This is a genomic window from Streptomyces sp. NPDC001568 (genome assembly GCF_042893755.1).
Classification (GTDB): domain Bacteria; phylum Actinomycetota; class Actinomycetes; order Streptomycetales; family Streptomycetaceae; genus Streptomyces.
In genome coordinates, this window is the sequence record NZ_JBIAVF010000005.1 from 334,063 (window position 1) to 351,653 (window position 17,591).

A 17,591-nucleotide genomic window follows, 5' to 3' on the forward strand; every position below is an offset into this window, starting at 1 on the left:
GCCCGCTACGCGAGCACCCGGGCGACGTCCCTGAGCAGGGCGTGCCGCCACCCCGCCCGATCGTGGCCCGAGGGCGACCGTGAGACGTGCACGGTCGCCCCGGCCCGTTCGGCCAGGGCCTCCGTCAGCTCGCAGTGCGGCAGCATCCGCGTTTCGTGTTCCCCCACGTCGAAGGCGACCCGCAGGCCGGACAGGTCGGGACGCTCCCGTAGGCGTGCGGCGACGACTCCACCGACCGGGCCGCCCAACGGGTCCGCGAGTCCGGCGGCGTCCGGCGTCCACCAGAACGACCCCGACTGGCAGGCCACGCGGGACACCAGCTCGGGGAACTCCAGCGCCGCGTACACCGCGCTCAGCCCGCCGAGGCTCTGCCCGGCGACCACCAGCCGGTCCCCGTCCGCGGGTACGCCGCTGTCCACGACCAGCGGCAGCAGTTCGTCCCGTACGGCCTGCCACAGCTGCGGCCGGCACCCGAACTCGGCCTCCCGGTCCCGGGTCGGCAGGAAGACGAGCGTGACGGGAGGTACGGCGCCGCTCGCCACGGCCGAGTCGAAGGCGGTCACGGCCGGATGCCGGTACAGCCAGTCGTCCCCGTCGAGCAGCAGGACCAGCGGTCCGCCGCCGCCCGACGGGTGCGCCCGTACGGTGCGCCGGCCGCCGAGCCGTCGGCTGGTCCAGCGGATCCGGGTGCTCGGCAGCGGCAGCACGTCGTCCGCTCCGACGGCGGGCCAGTGCGGCTGCGCCGGGGTGTCGGGGGTGGCGGCGACGGACCAGTTCCCGCCGGCGCCCGCGGGGTTGAGCGCGTCGGCGTACGCGGCGTCGCCGGCGAGGAACCGGTAGGTCACCCGTAGCCGGGTCGGCATGGGCACTTCGGCGTACCAGCAGTCCGAGTCGCCCCACCGGCGCAGGGGCAGCGAGGGCGACCAGCTCTCGAAGTCGAGGCGCGCGGGGGAGCCGCGCCACAGGAACAGGGTTACCCAGCCGCTTTCGGACCGCACGGACGCGGGGGCTCCGGCCGCCGCCCAGAACCCGTCCGTGCCGGGTGTGCCGGGCAGGCCGAACGTGGCGAAGGGTCCTCCCGGGGAGGCTCCGGGGTCGAAGGCGCGGCCGCTCACGGCCGGGCCCTGCATGCGGTCACGAGGCGCATCGAGGTCTCCTTGTGAGGGGCAAGGGGAGAACGCTAAGCTCGGCTCGTTAGGCGAGCCTAACCTAAGCATGACGTTTCCTTCCCTTGAAGGTCCACCCCCCGACGGGGGGCCCGAGGAGGCACTGGACGTGAGCACCAACCCATTCGACGATGCCGAAGGCCGCTTCCTGGTCCTGGTGAACGAGGAGGGCCAGCACTCGCTCTGGCCGTCCTTCGCCGAGGTGCCGGGCGGCTGGAGCACCGCCTTCGGCGAGGACACCCGGCAGGCGTGCCTGGACTGGGTCGAGACCCACTGGACGGACCTGCGCCCGCGCTCCCTCGCACGATCGACGGACACCTGACCACGAGGCGCGGGCCCGCCAGGTCCACCGGCCCGGTGGTCCGGTGACCCGCCGCCCTCCGGCGCGGCGCGGCGGCCTCAGATGTCGAGGAACCGGACGTCATCGGCGTTGCGCCGGATGAAGGAGCGTCGGGCCTCGACGTCCTCTCCCATCAACACCGAGAACAGCTCGTCGGCCAACGCGGCGTCCTCCAGGGTGACCTGCCCGAGGACGCGGTGGTCCGCGTCCATGGTGGTGACGCGCAGCTCCTCGGCGTTCATCTCGCCCAGCCCCTTGAAGCGCTGGACGGTGTCGTCCCGCAGCCGCTTGCCGTGTAGCCGGCCGTGGTCCAGGACGCTGTCGCGGTGCCCGTCGGAATACGCGTACCGGATGTCGTCCCGACTCCATTTGATCTTGTAGAGCGGGGGTCGGGACAGATACACGTGCCCGGCCTCGATGAGGGGCCGCATGAAGCGGAACAGGAAGGTCAGCAGCAGGGTGTTGATGTGCCGGCCGTCGACGTCGGCGTCCGCCATCAGGATGATCTTGTGATAGCGGAGCTTCTCGATGTCGAAGTCCTCGTGCACACCGGTACCGAAGGCGCTGATCAGCGCCTGGACCTCGGTGTTCTGGAGGATCTTGTCGATCCGGGCCTTCTCGACGTTCAGGATCTTGCCGCGGATCGGCAGGATGGCCTGGTGCGTCGGGTTGCGGCCGGACTTCGCGCTACCGCCGGCGGAGTCACCCTCGACGATGAAGATCTCGCACTCGGTCGGTTCGTTCGACCGGCAATCGGACAACTTGCCCGGCAGCGTGGCCGATTCGAGAAGTCCCTTGCGGCGGGTGATGTCGCGCGCCTTGCGCGCGGCGGCCCGGGCGGTCGCGGCCGACACGGCTTTGCGCACGATGTCACCGGCCGCGTCGGGATGCCGGTCGAACCAGTCCGCAAGGTGCTCCTGGACGACCCTTTGCAGGAACGCCTTGGCCTGCGTGCTGGTGAGCTTGTCCTTCGTCTGGCCCTCGAACTGCGGCTCGCCCAGCTTGACCGAGATGACCGCCGTCAACCCCTCGCGGACGTCGTCGCCGGTGAGGTTGTCGTCCTTCTCGCGCAACAGTCTCTTCTCCCGGGCGTACTTGTTCACCAGGGCGGTGATCGCGGCGCGGAACCCTTCCTCGTGCGTGCCGCCGCCGTGGGTACGGATGGCGTTGGCGAAGGAGTGGACGTCGCTCTGGTAGCCCGCGTTCCACTGGAGGGCCACCTCCGCGGACAGGACGCGTTCGGGATCGGTGGCCCGGAAGGAGATGACGCCGGGGTGGACGGGATCGCCCCTGCGGGCGTTCAGATGGTCGACGAAGTCGGAGATGCCCCCGTCGAACCGGTACCGCAGCGGCTCCCGGGCCCCGGGTCGTTCGTCGCGCAGCCCCACCGTCAGGCCCTGGTTGAGGAACGCCACCTCCCGAAAACGCCGCGCGAGCGTCTCGTAGGCGTAGTCGGTGGTCTCGAAGATCGTCTCGTCGGCCCAGAAGGTGATGCTGGTGCCGGTCGCCGCCGTCGCCTCATGGCGTTGGAGCGGCGCCACGGGCGCACCGCCCCTGAAGGTCTGGCTGTACCGGTACCCGTCCTTGCGCACCTCGGCCACCACCCGCGTGGACAGTGCGTTGACCACCGACAGCCCCACGCCGTGCAGTCCGCCCGACACCTGGTAGCCGCCTCCGCCGAACTTGCCGCCGGCGTGCAGGACGGTCATCACCACCTCCAGCGCCGGCCGCCCCTCCGAGGCCACGACGTCGACGGGAATGCCGCGCCCGTTGTCCGTCACCCGCAACCCGCCGTCGGCCAGCACCGTCACCTCGATGGTGTCCGCGACGCCCGCCAGTGCCTCGTCGACGGCGTTGTCCACCACCTCGTACACCAGGTGGTGCAGGCCCCGTTCGTCGGTGGACCCGATGTACATGCCCGGTCGTAGCCGTACCGGGTCCAACCCGTCCAGGACGGTGATCGCTCCCGCGTCGTAGGGGGCGGTGGTGGTCCGGTTGTCGGAAAGGGTCACGGAGTACTCCTCGGGGCGCAGCACGGAGCACGCCGCCGACCGAACGGGTCGGAGCGTGTCAGGTCAAGGGGGTGGTGGCGAGCGGCAGTTGCGGTGGCGGTCGGGGGTCCGCCAGCCGAGGGCGCGCACGGTCGGATCGACGTCCGGGCGGCCCGTCGACTTCGCCAAAGTTTACGATCTCCGCCATCCTTGGCACACCCTCAGAACGGTTTTAAGGACAGTGGGTTGGTCTGTGAATGAGGCCGGGAAGGTGCCTGTGTGCCCGTTCAGCGGATTATGATGCTTGTGGTCGATCCCCTCCAGGTCTGTGCGCCACTGGCGCGGCAGAGGGGCATCTGGAGCTTCCCCCCTTGGGGGGCGGCTGTGGGGTGGTGGCGCGAAGTGTGCGGTGCCTTGCGGAATGAGTTAGGTAAGGCTGACCTAAGTCTGTCTAGGATGCGGGCATGAAGAAGATCATCCGCGCGTTGACGGCCGTGGCGGCCGGCCTGGCCCTCACCGCGCCCGTCACGCTCGCGCCCCCCGCCGCGGCCACCGCCGCACCGCCCGGGGAGTCCACCAGGCTCGAACTCCCGCGCACCACCGGCGCCTTCGCCGTGGGCCGCGACACCCTGCACCTGGTCGACCGGGACCGCAAGGACCCCTGGGTCCCCACCGCCGACCGGGAACTCCTGCTCTCCCTGTACTACCCGGCGCTCGCGCACACCGGCACCCCCGCGCCCTACCTGAGCGTCCCGGAGGCCAAGGCCCTGCTGACCGACCGGGGGCAACTGGGCGAGTACGTCACGCCCGAGCGCGTAGCCGCCACCCGTACGCAGTCCCGCGCCGGCGCCCTGCCCCGCCCCTCCGCGCAGCGCTACCCCCTGATCGTGCTCTCGCCCGGTTTCACGATGCCGCGCGCCTCGCTGAGCGTGCTGGCCGAGGACCTCGCCGCCCGCGGCTACGTCGTGGCGGCGGTGGACCACGCCTACGAGTCGGACGGCACCGTCTTCCCCGGGGGGAGGCTGCTCACCTGCAAGGCCTGCGAGCAGGTGTTCCCCGACGGCTCCCTCCACCGGGTCTCCGACGGCCGGGCCCGGGACATCCCGTTCGTCCTCGACCGCCTCACCGGGCCGCACCCCGCCTGGCGGTACTCCCGGCTCATCGACCCCCGCCACGTGGGCATGGCCGGCCACTCCATCGGCGGCGCGGCGGCCTCGGCGACCATGGCCGTGGACCCGCGCGTCGACGCCGGGGTCAACATGGACGGCACGTTCTTCACGCCGGTGCCGCAGGGCGGGCTCGCAGGACGCCCCTTCCTGATGCTGGCCGGTGACCCCGCCCTGCTGCCGCCGGACTTCCCGGACACCTCCTGGGAGGACACCTGGCCCCGACTCGACGGCTGGAAGCGCTGGCTGACCGTCACCGGAGTCGGCCACCCCGGATTCACCGACTGGCCGGTCCTCGGCGACCAGGTGGGCTACGCCCACCCGGAGACGCCGCTCTCCGGCACCCGCTCCCAGCAGATCACGCGGGCCTACGTCGGCGACTTCTTCGACCTCCACCTGCGCGGGCTGCCCGCGCCCCGGCTGAACGGCCCGACGCCGGCCGACCCGGAGGTCGTGTTCCACCGCGGCTGAGACCCGGCGCGGGGGCGTCCCGGCAACGGCCCCCCCGCGCTCCCGGCTCCCCACCGCGCCCGTCCGGTCCGCCCGCCCACCGACCCGAGGAGCCACGCCCATGCCGACCCCTTCCGACGACGCCCGTACCCCGGCCGGCTCGTCCGGATCCTGACCCGACCGGCAGGATCCGCGGGAGACGGCCCGGCCCGCCCGCGCGGTGCGGCGTCCGGTCAGGAGCGGTGGCGGTGGCCCGCCGGGACGCCGCGCCGGCGGGCCGGACGGCGCCGTCGGGTCGCCGCGTCCTGCCGGGGGTCGGTGACCGGGCCGCCGAGGCCGTGTTCGATGCGGATGCCGTGGAAGACGAGCACGGTGAGGCTGAGGACGATCAGCGCCTCGGCCCAGTAGAACGCGAGGTAGTCGAGCAGACAGCCGTTGGGCGGCGAGCCCGGCGCCGCGTTGCGCAGACCGACGAGGGCGAAGAGGCTGGCGGCCATCCAGCCGAGCGCCGGCCAGAGCAGGCCGCGCCGCTGCCCGACCACCAGCCAGCATGCGGTGACGATCGCGAGGGCGACCGCCCACATGGCGGCGATCATGAACCAGGCGAGGATGAAGGTGCTGCGCGAGCGCCTGACCTCACTGGTCAGGTAGACGGCCTGACCCTCGTAGGAGCCGTCGCCGTTCTTGTACGCGAAGTTCGGGTCCTGGTCGTGCAGGCGCAGGACGACCGGCACCCGGGTGTCCAAGGAACCGGCCGTCGCGGCGAACGCGAAGTCGGCCGTGTACTTGTCGAACGGGTAGTCCGAGGACGCGCCGTCCGAGAGGGGCACCTGGATGTCCCGCACCCACAGCCCGCTGCCCGCCGGGAACTGGAGTTCCTGCGCTCCGGTGGTGTTCGCGTACAGGGTGAGGTCCTGGGTGGGGTACCCGTCGGGACCCTCGTAGCGGCCGAACGGAGTGAGGGTGACCCGCAGGGTGATCTGGCGCAGCACCGGGTCGGTGCGCTGGACGTCGGCGTGGACGTCGATCCGGTCGCCGGCCTGTTGGGGGCCGACGACCACGGTCTGCTGACGGGTGTTGCGCTCGTCGAAGTACAGGGCGATCCCCGCGCCGCACACCACCGCGACGACGACGAGGAAGATCACCAGGGTCCGCCACGGCAGCTCGGCGCCGCGCCGGCTCACGTCCTGGACGACGTCCACGCCCCGGCGCAACTGCCGGGCCGCGGTCTCCCGTCCGGCCGGGCCCACCCACTCGTCACCGTCGGCCATGATCCGATGCTGCGGGAGGCCCGTGACGGGCGCCAGGCGGAGGGGTCCGGTGGTGTGGCCGACCCGCACCCGGGCCGCGGGCGGGCCGGAGCGGGGGAGGAGCCTCGTCGGACCGGGTCGAGGCGGACCGGGTCGGTGCGGTCCGGCTCGGCGCGTCCGGGTCCGTGCGTCCGGGCCGTGCGTCCGGGCCGTGCGCCCGGGTCAGCGCGGGCCGGGACGCCCCGGCCGGGCGCGGTCGGACTCGAAGCGGGTGAACGCCGCCTCTTGGCGCCACTCCACCTGCGCCTTCGCGCTGGCCTCCAGGAACCGCCCGCACCGCTCGCCGACGTGCTCGGTGCCGGGGGTCTCGCCGGCGCACGCCGCCACGGGCCGGTAGCCGGCGCGGACGTCGGTCCGCCACAGGCTCCGACCCGGCAGGAAGGCGTGGTCGAGCGAGGCCCGCGCGAGGTCCTTCAGCTCCCGGTAGCGCAGCCCGTACATCTCCGAGGCCCGGCGGTACTCGTCGGTGATCTCGATCCGCGACACCCCCGGGTCGTCCGTGGCCAGCACGACCGGAACGCCGAAGCGGCGGTACGTGGCGAACGGGTGCGCGTCCCCCGAGACCCGCAGGATCTGCTCGTTGCTGTGGAAGGGCACCTCCACCGCGATCCGCCGCTCGGCCATGTGGCGCATCAGCGACTCCCACCGGTCCTCGTGCAGCACGGACACGCCGTGGCCGATCCGCTCGGCCCGGCCCGTCTGCGCGGCCTCGCGGATGTGGAAGGTCAAGTCCTCCGGCTTGACCAGACCCGGGACGAGCTCACCCGCGTGCAGGGTGACGTGTGCCTTCGGGTACTGGGACTTGAGGTAGTTCAGCATCCGCATGTGCAGCCGGTAGTCGCGCAGGGCCACCGGGTCGTCCTCCGGCTGCACCAGGTTCACCGCGACGAACCGGGGGTCGCGCTCCGCCAGCCGCATGCCGAGCGCCAGCTGGGTGAAGACCCGCTCCGGGGCGCCCGCCCGCCCGACCTGGGCGATCCACCGGTAGGGCAGCGAGCACGCCGGGTCCGGGCGCGGGGTGTCGCAGTGCGCGGCCGTACGGAACTCGGCGTCGGTGGCGTCCGCGTTGGTGCGTGCCTGCCGTACGACCGCGTCGAGCGCGCCGCCCGCGAGCAGCTTGTCGTGCATCCGGTCCAGGTCGGCGTCGAATCCGATCCGGTCGGCGAGGGCGCGGGCCTCGGTGGAGGCCGGGGAGGTCATCGTCTCCAGGTAGAACTGCTTCTGCCGGGCGGCCGTGTTGGCGACCTCGGCGAGCATCCGGCCCGGGTGGCGCCAGGTGACCTCGCCGAACTTGCCGAAGGTGGCGAAGAAGTGGTCGTGCCCGTTGCCGTCGGCCGGGAAGTCCTGCATGGACCAGGCCCGGATGACCTGACGGCGGAACTCCGCGTCGGTCACCGCGTCGGCCGCCGGCCGGGTGCCGGCGGCGCAGGGCGGTGGTACGGCCGTGCTCGTGGCCGTGACGACGCACAGCCCGTCCTCGGCGGCGAGTTCGATCAGGAACTCGGTGGAGACGGCGCCGGCGAGGTGGTTGTGCAGGTCGCCGCCCTTGGGCAGGCCGGCGAAGAAGTCCCGCAACCGCCCCGGCTGCCGGTGCAGAGCGGACAAGTACCGGTCGACGGCCTGCTCGGCGGCGGTGCCGGGCGCGGACGGTTCGGGAGCGGAGGGAAGGGGGGCCGCCTGGGCGGCCGTGGGTGCGAAGAGTGCCAGTGCGGAGAGCGCACCGATCACGTGCGGGGAGATCACCGGCACATCGTGGTGAGGAGGAGGGCCCCCCGCCGGCGCGACGGGCCGGATGTGTCCGACCATCACCCGGGAGGGCCCGGACGAATCGTTCCTGCTGTCGAATTGCCCCAAGTCGGTTTCGGGCAAGGCCATTTGGCATGTCCGAATATCGTCTGAACGGGCTTCAAACACCCCCACGGGCAAGATCACCGCATTGAGGTAATGCCCCCGGGATCTTGGGGCCGTCCGGCCTTCCCCGTGGTTAATGTGCTCCCGGATCTGGACGGATTGCCCGGATATTCGCCCCTCGTTTTCCACGGGTGGCGTACACGTGCGCCGATCACCACCGCTACGAAGGAGTACCTGTCCGATGACCGTGGACACCAGCCCAGAGGCGCAGCTGGAGCCGCCCCCGCAGAGCAGCCTCGGCACGGCCGCTGCCCGCAACCTCGCCACCACGACGAAGTCCGCGCCGCAGATGCAGGAGATCAGCTCCCGCTGGCTGCTGAAGATGCTCCCCTGGGTGGAGACCCAGGGCGGCACGTACCGGGTGAACCGCCGGCTGAGCTACACCGTCGGCGACGGGCGCGTCGAGTTCGTCCAGGACGGCGCCCGCGTCCGGGTCATCCCCCGCGAACTCGGCGAACTCGCCCTGCTGCGGGGCTTCGACGACATCGGCGTGCTGACGGCGCTGGCCGGCCGGTGCGTGCAGCGGGACTTCCGCGCCGGGGAGGTACTGGTCGAACGGGGCGCCCCCGCCGACCGCATCCATCTGATCGCCCACGGCCGGATCAACCAGACCTCCGTCGGCAAGTACGGCGACGAGGTCTCCGTCGCCGTCCTCGCCGAGGGTGACCGCTTCGGCGAGAACGCCCTGCTGGACACCGACGCGACCTGGGACCACACCGCCACCGCCGCCACCTCCGGCACCCTCCTCACCCTCACCCGCGCCGAGTTCGACGCCGTCCTGTCCACGGCGCCGAACCTGCGGGCCCACATCGAGCGGTTCGGCGCGCTCCCGCTGCAACGGCAGAACCGTCACGGCGAGGCCGAGATCGCGATGTCCGCCGGCCACACCGGCGAGGCGGAACTGCCCGGCGCCTTCGTCGACTACGAGCTGAACCCGCGCGAGTACGAACTCTCCATCGCCCAGACGGTGCTGCGCGTCCACTCGAGGGTCGGCGACCTCTACAACCAGCCGATGAACCAGACCGAGGAACAGCTCAGGCTCACCATCGAGGCGCTGCGCGAGCGCCAGGAGTACGAGCTGATCAACAACCGGGAGTTCGGGCTCCTCCACAACGCCGCGTTCAAGCAGCGGATCCAAACCCATTCCGGCCCGCCCACCCCGGACGACCTCGACGAACTCCTCTGCCGCCGGCGCGGCTCCCGCTTCTTCCTGGCCCACCCCAGGACGATCGCGGCGATCGGGCGCGAGCTCAACGCCCGCGGGCTCTACCCGGACCACGTCGACCTCGGCGGCCAGCAGGTCCCGGCTTGGCGCGGAGTCCCGATCCTGCCCTGCGGCAAGATCCCCATCAACAAGGACAACACCAGCTCGATCCTGGTGATGCGTACGGGCGAGGACAAGCAGGGCGTCATCGGCCTGCGGCAGACCGGCCTGCCGGAGGAGTACGAGCCGGGCCTGTCGGTGCGCTTCATGGGCATCGACGAACGCTCGATCATCTCCTACCTGGTCACCACCTACTACTCCGCCGCCATTCTGGTGCCCGACGCGCTCGGGGTGCTGGAGAACGTGCAGATCGCCCGCAGGCCCGACTAGGCCGTCCCGTCGGCCACGCGCGGCCGGGAGCCGACCGGACCCGCCCGCCACGTCCGGGATCCGGGATCCGGGACAGTCCAACCACCAGCAAGGAGCCACGGATGCCCGATCCCGGGCCTTCCCCCCTGCAGTCGAGCCTGCCCGGCGCGGCGGCCCGTTTCGGGGCCCACGGCCACGGCCGGGGCATCGACGCCTTCGGCGGCGTACGACCGGCCCTGCCGACCCCGCGCGTCGATGCGGCCCCCGCGGCGCCGGCCCCGCCCGAGACCCCCGCCCCGCCCGCCCCCGCCCCGCCGGTGGCCCCCCTGGCGCCGGTGGTGCCCCTGCCCACCGCTGTACCCGTTCCGCCCGACGCCCCGGCTCCCGCCGCGGCGGCCGCGTCGAGCCCCGCCCTGGAGCGGCTCCTGCGCGGCCCGAGCGGGCTGGGCACGGCAGGCCTCTACCTGACCCGGCCGCGCGAGGAACCCCTCGCGCCCGCGGACCCGCCCACGCCGCCGGTGGGCAACCCGATCCCCGGCCTCTACCACCACCCGGTGGCGGAACCCGACCCCGTACGGGCGCAGGAGATCAGCCGCAGGATCAAGGACTGGGCGGTCGACGAGGTCGATCTGTTCCCGCCGGACTGGGAGGACCAGTTCGACGGGTTCTCCCTCGGCCGGTACATGGTCGGCTGCCATCCGGACGCCCCCACCATCGACCACCTGATGATCGCCACCCGGCTGATGGCCGCCGAGAACGCCGTGGACGACTACTACTGCGAGGACCACGGCGGCTCGCCCATCGGCCTCGGCGGACGCCTCCTGCTGGCGCACACCGCGCTCGATCCCCTCCACACGACGGCCGAGTACCAGCCCGACTGGGCCCGGTCCCTCCACTCCGACGCACCCCGTCGCGCCTACCGCTCCGCCATGGAGTACTTCCTCCAGGAAGCCTCCCCCTCCCAGGCCGACCGGTTCCGGCACGACATGGCCCGCCTGCACCTCGGCTACCTCGCCGAGGCCTCCTGGGCCGAGACCGAGTACGTCCCGGAGGTGTGGGAGTACCTCGCGATGCGGCAGTTCAACAACTTCCGCCCGTGTCCCACCATCACCGACACCGTCGGCGGCTACGAACTGCCGGCGGACCTGCACGCCCAACCGGCGATGCAACGCGTCCTCGCGCTCGCCGGGAACGCCACCACCATCGTCAACGACCTGTACTCCTACACCAAGGAGTTGGCGAGTCCCGGCACGCACCTGAACCTGCCCGTGGTGATCGCCGAACGCGAGGACTGCTCCGTACGCGACGCCTATCTCAAGGGCGTCGAAGTCCACAACGAGCTCATGCACGCCTTCGAGGCCGCCGCCGCCGACCTGGCGGCAGCCTGCCCCGTCCCGAACGTCCTGCGCTTCCTCGACGGCGTGGCCGCGTGGGTCGACGGCAACCACCACTGGCACCAGACCAACACCTACCGCTACAGCCTCCCCGACTTCTGGTAAGGACGGATACATCTGTGACCAACACCGAGCTCACCACCGCGACCCCCTCGGCTTTCATCCCGGCCCCGGCGACGCCCTACCAGGGTGACATCGCCCGCTACTGGGACCACGAGGCCCGGCCGGTGAATCTGCGTCTCGGCGACGTCGACGGGCTCTACCACCACCACTACGGCATCGGCGACGTCGATCACGCCGCCCTCGGGGACACCGCCGACAGCGAGTACGAGAAGAAGCTGATCGCCGAGCTGCACCGCTTGGAGTCGGCCCAGGCCGACGTCCTGCTGGACCACCTCGGGGCGATCGGCCGCGAGGACACCCTCGTGGACGCCGGCTGCGGGCGCGGCGGGTCATCCGTCATGGCCCACCAGCGCTTCGGATGCAAGGTGGAGGGCGTCACGCTGTCGGCCAAGCAGGCCGAGTTCGCGAACCAGCGCGCCCACGAACTGGGCATCGCCGACTCCGTGCGCGCCCGCGTCTGCAACATGCTCGACATGCCCTTCGAGACGGGGCGGGCCGCGGGCTCGTGGAACAACGAGTCGAGCATGTACGTCGACCTGCACGACCTCTTCGCCGAGCACTCCCGGGTCCTCGCCGTCGGCGGTCGCTACGTGACGATCACCGGTTGCTGGAACCCCCGTTACGGTCAGCCCTCGAAGTGGGTCTCGCAGATCAACGCGCACTTCGAGTGCAACATCCACTCCCGCCGCGAGTACATGAAGGCGTTGGCCGACAACCGCCTCGTACCGCAGGCCGTCATCGACCTGACCCCGGCGACCCTGCCCTACTGGGAGCTGCGGGCCACGTCGTCCCTGGTCACCGGCATCGAGGAGGCGTTCATCAACTCGTACAAGGACGGCTCCTTCCAGTACGTGCTGATCGCCGCCGACCGCGTCTGACCCTGACGGACGCCCTACCGGGCGGGCCGGACCCGTACGCACGGGGTCCGGCCCCTCCGCGCGTCGGGGGCGCCGCCGCCCGACCCGGCGGGGCCGGACGGTGGCCGGCCTTCAGGGCGTGGCGTCCGCGATCCGACGCAGGGCGGCCCGGGCCGCCTCGGCCAGGCGCTCGTCGGCCCGCGTCTCCTCGTCGAAGCCGCCGATGTACAGCCGGAGCCGCTCCCGGCGCTCGGCCACGGCCCGTAGCGCGGGTACGGCTCCGGCGGCGGCCGCGCCCATGGCGCCCAGGACCGTGCAGACGTACTCGCCGTACACCTCGCCCCCCAGATGGGGGACGAGGACGTCGAGGGCGAGCTCGGCGACGTCGTCCCCCTCCTGCCGCCACAGGGCGCCGGCGCACTTCGGGTGCACGGCCCGCCGCGTCGGGTCCGCGCAGGCCGCCCGCAGGTACGCGACGTGGCGCGGCTCCAGCCCGCCGTGCTCGGCCAGCCATGTGAGCAGGCTCGCGGCCAGGTTCAGGTCGCGCCGCCGCTCGGGCAGCCTCGCGAAGAGCCGCTCGGCCCGGCGCCGGTCCCCGTTGATCCGGATCAGCGCCATCTCGACCTGCCCCGTGAACCGGCTGCCGGGACCACCGAGGAGGCCTTCGAGCCGGGGCACGGCATCGACCGCCCCGCGGCCGGTCTCCCCGAGCGCCAGGACGGCCTGGGTCCGCAGCCCCGTGGGGTCGGCGTCCGGGGCGAGCAGGCGCAGCAACTGCGGGACGGCCGCCGCGGCGGCGGGCCCGCAGGCGCGCAGCACGCCCACGGCGGCCCACACCGTACGGTCCGCGACTCCCTCGTGCCGGTCGAGGAACCCGGCGGCCGTCGCGATGAGGGGCCCCAGGTCGCAGCCGGTGCGGGCCAGTGCGTCGACGCCTTCCGTCACCGTTCGGGCGAGCGTGCCCCCGGCGACGATCGCGCACAGCCGCGGCAGGGCCCGCACGTCGCCGATCCGGGCGAGAGCGGGCGCCGCCGCCTCGGGCAACTCGTCCATCAGCGCGGCGAGTTCCTCGGCGCACAGCCGGGTCGTCGCGAGCGGACCTGCGACGACGGAGGCGGCCGCCGCCCGTACCCCAGGGTCCCCGGCGCCGTTCAGCAGCGGCCTCAGGTGCGGTACGAGCGCCTCCGGAGCCGCCCGCCACTTCCGCAGGGCCACCTCGGCCATGTCGATCGCCGCCCGCCGGGCCACCGCGGTGTCGCGGGCGGCGAGCAGTCCGATGTCGGCGTAGCAGGTCTCCGCGTCGCCGGACCGGGACGCCGCCAGGCCCCACACGGTGCCCGCGCCCCAGCTCGTCCGGCCTCCCGGTCCGCCGAGCCGGGCGCCGGCCGCGTCGAGATCGGCCAGGACCGCGTCCGTGTCGGGCCGCAGGGCGGCCCGGAGCCGGATCGCCGGGTCGGGGTCGGCGCGCAGGGTGCGCCGGTCCGGCCCGTTGCCCCGCACCAGCAGGGCCTCGGCCAGTGCCAAGCGGGCCACGGGATCCGGCTCGGCGTCCGGCCCGGTCAACAACCCCGAGGCCCGATGCTGGTCGGCGTCGCACAGCAGCCAGGCCGAGGCCCGCCGCACCGACGGTTGCGGATCCCGCATCAGGGACACGGCTGCAGCCGCCGCTTCGGGCCACGGGACGTCGTGCCCCGTGCACAGGCCGGTCAGCAACTCCAACAGGAGAAGGCGCGGCCCCACGGGAGCCGCGCGGACCTCGGCGAGCAGCCGGCCGGTCAACGGCCCGGCGCGGTCGATCCGTACGGCATCGAAGATCGCGCTCCGCGCGGCGCCGCAGCGGGCGGAGGTCGGGTCGTGCAGAGCCTCGTGGATCCAGGTCTCCACACAGTCGGCCGGACCGAGGAGGACCGGCGTTTGGGGCCTCACGGGCCCGGGCGCAGTACGCCCTTTCGCATCGTCATGCCGTGATCGTCGCCGAGGCCGCCCCTGCGGCGCAAGGGAGAATCGTGGCTGCGCCCCGCGCCGGCGCCCGGAAGCAATGCGAACGCATCGGAACTTGTAGCCTGGCGAGCGGTGCGTGCGCGTCGTGCGGAGCGCGCGGGACGACGGACACCCGGGAACCAGGAGGCGGCCGGACATGCCCCGACAGGTGGATCACGCCGGCCGGCGGCGGCTCATCGCCGAGGCCGTCTGCGAGCTCGCCGACGAGCACGGCCTGGAGGGCGTCTCGCTGCGCGACGTCGCCGCCCGCGCGCAGGTGTCGATGGGCGCCGTCCAGCGGTGCTTCCGCACCAAGGAGGAGATGCTCGTGTTCGCGCTCGGGCACATCGGCCGGCTGATCGGCGAACGCGTCCAGGCCCGCCTCGTCAGGAGCCCGGCCCAGTCGGCCCGTACGGCATTGGGACACGCGGTCACCGAGGTGGCGCTGCTCCGCGAGGAACACCGGGCCGAGGCCAGGGTCTGGCTGGCGTTCGCCGCGCAGGCCGCCGTCAGCGAGGCGCTCGCCACGCCGCTGAGGGCGAACTACGGCGAGCTCCAAGAGGCTTTCGCGCGCCTGATCGCGGAGGCGACCGCGGACGCGGCGGCGACAGGGGCGGGCGAGGGGGCGGGCGGGGGCAACGGCCGGCCGGCGGAGCCGCTCGACCCGCGCCGGGAAGCCCGTACGCTCCTCGCCCTCGCCGACGGCCTCACCACCCACGTCCTCATCGGCCACCTCAGTCGGCGGGCGGCGCAGGACGTCCTCCACTCCCACCTCGGGCGTCTTTGGGAGTAGCCCCCGGATGCGCTATAGTCGATCTTGAGCTCGCCGCCGTGATCACGGCAGCGGACCGTGCGTTGGTGGTCCAAGGAAAGACGCCCCACTTCCCGTGGGGAAATGCAAGTGCAAGGCTTGCCCAGCGCTCCGAAACGAAGGTCCCGGCCCCCTCGGGGGGTCGGGACCTTCGCGTTGTGCGGCACCCCCGAGCGCCACCCCCGAGCGGTTCCGCGTACCCGCGCCGACGCGCGCCGACCCGCGATCGTAGGACGCGCGTACGAGGCCAGTAGGGTGTGCAGGGTGAACACTTCCGCACTCCCGCGTTCCTTCCGGTTGCTCGTGACGGGCGGAGGGACCGGCGGTCACACGTATCCCGCTCTGACGGCGATCCGGACACTGCAAGGTCGCCTCGCGGCCCAGGGCAGCACGCTCGACGTCCTGTGGATCGGCACCGCCGACGGTCTCGAAGCGCGCGTCGCGCCCGCCGAGGGCATCGCGTTCAAGACGGTGGCCACGGGCAAGATCCGGCGCTCGGCCAACCCGCTCAAGATGCTGTCCGCGGCGAACGTCAAGGACATGGCGCGCGTGCCGCTCGGCGTGGCCCAGGCCCGCTCCATCGTGTCCGAGTTCGAACCCGACGTCGTCCTGGCCACCGGCGGCTACGTCGCCGTACCGGCCGGCCTCGCCGCGCGCCTCTGCCGCCGCCCGCTCGTCCTCCACGAGCAGACCGTCCGCCTCGGACTGGCCAACCGGAAGCTGGCGAGCTCCGCCACCCGGATCGCCCTGTCCTCCGACTCCTCGCTCGACCTGCTGCCCGCCGAACTGCGCGGCGCCGCCGTCGTCACCGGCAACCCCGTCCGGCCGGAGGTGCTGACGGGGCACCCCGACAAGGCGGTGCACACCCTCAACCTCGTCGGCTTCGACCGCCGGCTGCCGACCGTCTACGTCACCGGTGGCGCCCAGGGCGCGCAGCAGATCAACGGGGTCGTCCGCGACGTGCTGCCGTGGCTCCTCGGCCACGCGAACGTGATCCACCAGTGCGGTCCGGCCAACGTGGACGAACTCCGCGCCGCCGCCGCCGGCCTGGACCCGGTCCTCGCCGGCCGCTACCACCTCACCGGCTTCGTCGGACCGGAACTGCCCGACGTCCTGGCGCTGGCCGACGTCGTGGTGTCCCGCAGTGGCGCCGGCACGCTGGCCGAGCTGACCGCGCTGGGCAAGCCGGCCGTGTTCGTGCCGCTCGCCACCTCCGCCGGCAACGAGCAGGCGCACAACGCGAAGCACCTGGCCGACGCGGGCGCGGCCGTCGCCCTGCTCGGGGACGTCACCCCGGAGACCCTCTGGAACGCCCTCGGACCGCTCCTGACCGACCCCGCCCTGCGCCTGGCGATGGCGGAGCGCGCCCGGGCCCACGGGCGGCCCGACGCCGCCGAGCGGCTCGTCGACGTCCTGCTGGCCGCCGCGGCGGGCTGACCGACCGCACCTTTCGTCCCCCTCCGAGCCCACGCCACCGCCCACGCGGTGGCGTGGGCTCCGGCGTTTCGCGGGGCGGCCGAAACCCGTGCGTCGCAGAGCGATGAGTTCCGATGGCCCCGACGGTCAAACCCTTCGACAGCACTCACCCGCAGGAGGAACCATGACCGCGACCGTCACCCGCACGCTGGAATCCACGGGCGCCACCCTCACGTACGACGTCCACGGCGCGGACGACCGTACCGAGGGCGGGGTCGGGCCGGCCCTGTTCCTGATCGGCTCCCCGATGGACGCGGCCGGGTTCGCGAGCCTGGCCGCGCACTTCACCGACCGGACCGTGATCACGTACGACCCGCGGGGCACCGGCCGCAGCGCCCGTACGGACGGCGCCGCCGAGACGATGCCCGAGGAGCACGGCGAGGACCTGCGACGGGTGATCGAGGCGGCCGGCGCCGGCGCCGTCGACGTGTTCGCGAGCAGTGGCGGAGCCGTCAACGGGCTGGCGCTGGTGGCCCGCCACCCGGATCTGGTCCGCACCCTCGTCGCGCACGAGCCGCCGTTGGCACAGGTGCTCCCGGACCGGGAGGCGGCCCTGGAGGTGTGCGCGGACATCCACGCGACGTACCTGCGCGAGGGAATGGGCCCGGCCATGGCGAAGTTCCTGGTCATGGCCACCCGGACGGGACCGATCCCGGCGAACTGGCGGGACGAGCCCGCGCCGGCCCCCGCCGCCTTCGGCCTGCCCGCCGAGGACGACGGCACGCGCGGTGACCCCCTGCTGGGACAGAACATGCGCGGCTGCACCGCCTACCTGCCCGACTTCGCGGCGCTCCGGGCCGCGGGGACGAGGATCGTCATCGCGGAGGGCAAGGAGTCGCAGGGCCAGTTCCCCGCACGCGCCGCGGCCGGCGCGGCCGAGGCGCTGGGCGGCGGGACGGTCCTCTTCCCCAGCCACCACGGGGGCTTCCTCGGCGGTGAGTACGGACAGCAGGGCGAACCGGAGGCCTTCGCCGCGACCCTCCGCGAGCTCCTCGACCGGGGCTGACCTGCGGGGGGCCGGCCGGCGACTCCGCAGCGGGGTT

General features: G+C 73.0%; 13 protein-coding genes. 8 read left to right on the top strand and 5 right to left on the bottom strand.

The features are described from left to right. Positions 1–5: 5 nt before the first annotated feature. Positions 6–1,115 carry an alpha/beta hydrolase-fold protein gene (locus ACFY0I_RS11860; protein ID WP_388893365.1) on the bottom strand — a complete coding sequence of 370 codons (1,110 nt, stop codon included), beginning with the start codon at positions 1,113–1,115 and terminating at the stop codon, positions 6–8. A 160-nt stretch (positions 1,116–1,275) separates the two neighbouring features. Here ACFY0I_RS11860 and ACFY0I_RS11865 point away from each other — a divergent pair, with 160 nt between their 5' ends. Further along, on the top strand, positions 1,276–1,488 hold the full coding sequence (locus ACFY0I_RS11865; protein WP_388893367.1) for an MbtH family protein: 213 nt from the start codon (positions 1,276–1,278) through the stop codon (positions 1,486–1,488). Between the two features lie 77 nt (positions 1,489–1,565). On the opposite strand, the gene gyrB is transcribed toward ACFY0I_RS11865, so the two are convergent. Then, positions 1,566–3,518 carry a DNA topoisomerase (ATP-hydrolyzing) subunit B gene (gene gyrB / locus ACFY0I_RS11870; RefSeq protein ID WP_388893369.1) on the bottom strand — a complete coding sequence of 651 codons (1,953 nt, stop codon included), beginning with the start codon at positions 3,516–3,518 and terminating at the stop codon, positions 1,566–1,568. Between the two features lie 443 nt (positions 3,519–3,961). Here gyrB and ACFY0I_RS11875 point away from each other — a divergent pair, with 443 nt between their 5' ends. Continuing rightward, entirely contained in the window at positions 3,962–5,134 is a 1,173-nt protein-coding gene (locus ACFY0I_RS11875) for an alpha/beta hydrolase family protein (RefSeq protein WP_388893371.1), read from the top strand. 212 nt (positions 5,135–5,346) lie between these two features. On the opposite strand, the gene ACFY0I_RS11880 is transcribed toward ACFY0I_RS11875, so the two are convergent. Further along, positions 5,347–6,384, bottom strand: coding sequence for a DUF4436 family protein (locus tag ACFY0I_RS11880; RefSeq protein WP_388893373.1), 1,038 nt, complete (start codon positions 6,382–6,384; stop codon positions 5,347–5,349). 201 nt (positions 6,385–6,585) lie between these two features. Beyond that, positions 6,586–8,229: an adenosine deaminase gene (locus ACFY0I_RS11885; RefSeq protein ID WP_388893375.1), complete on the bottom strand. Its 1,644-nt coding sequence runs from the start codon at positions 8,227–8,229 to the stop codon at positions 6,586–6,588. A 286-nt stretch (positions 8,230–8,515) separates the two neighbouring features. On the opposite strand from ACFY0I_RS11885, the gene ACFY0I_RS11890 reads away from it, so the two are divergent. The 3 genes from ACFY0I_RS11890 to ACFY0I_RS11900 all read left to right on the top strand — a co-directional run bounded on the left by ACFY0I_RS11890 (position 8,516) and on the right by ACFY0I_RS11900 (position 12,302). Beyond that, the gene (locus ACFY0I_RS11890) at positions 8,516–9,928 is read left to right on the top strand and encodes a family 2B encapsulin nanocompartment shell protein (RefSeq protein ID WP_388893377.1); all 1,413 of its coding nucleotides are present in this window, start codon (positions 8,516–8,518) and stop codon (positions 9,926–9,928) included. Between the two features lie 101 nt (positions 9,929–10,029). Continuing rightward, positions 10,030–11,406 (top strand): family 2 encapsulin nanocompartment cargo protein terpene cyclase, encoded by a 1,377-nt coding sequence (locus ACFY0I_RS11895; protein ID WP_388893379.1) that lies wholly within the window; start codon positions 10,030–10,032, stop codon positions 11,404–11,406. A gap of 14 nt (positions 11,407–11,420) precedes the next feature. Then, positions 11,421–12,302, top strand: coding sequence for a geranyl diphosphate 2-C-methyltransferase (locus tag ACFY0I_RS11900; RefSeq protein ID WP_388893381.1), 882 nt, complete (start codon positions 11,421–11,423; stop codon positions 12,300–12,302). A gap of 111 nt (positions 12,303–12,413) precedes the next feature. On the opposite strand, the gene ACFY0I_RS11905 is transcribed toward ACFY0I_RS11900, so the two are convergent. Beyond that, entirely contained in the window at positions 12,414–14,207 is a 1,794-nt protein-coding gene (locus tag ACFY0I_RS11905) for a hypothetical protein (RefSeq protein ID WP_388893383.1), read from the bottom strand. Positions 14,208–14,418: 211 nt separating this feature from the next. Here ACFY0I_RS11905 and ACFY0I_RS11910 point away from each other — a divergent pair, with 211 nt between their 5' ends. The 3 genes from ACFY0I_RS11910 (at position 14,419) to ACFY0I_RS11920 (ending at position 17,554) form a co-directional block, all read left to right on the top strand. Continuing rightward, positions 14,419–15,054: a TetR/AcrR family transcriptional regulator gene (locus tag ACFY0I_RS11910; protein WP_388893384.1), complete on the top strand. Its 636-nt coding sequence runs from the start codon at positions 14,419–14,421 to the stop codon at positions 15,052–15,054. A 282-nt stretch (positions 15,055–15,336) separates the two neighbouring features. Beyond that, positions 15,337–16,509: a glycosyltransferase gene (locus tag ACFY0I_RS11915; RefSeq protein ID WP_388893386.1), complete on the top strand. Its 1,173-nt coding sequence runs from the start codon at positions 15,337–15,339 to the stop codon at positions 16,507–16,509. Positions 16,510–16,672: 163 nt separating this feature from the next. Beyond that, complete coding sequence (locus ACFY0I_RS11920; protein ID WP_388893388.1) at positions 16,673–17,554, top strand: alpha/beta fold hydrolase; 882 nt, start codon at positions 16,673–16,675, stop codon at positions 17,552–17,554. Positions 17,555–17,591 lie beyond the last annotated feature (37 nt).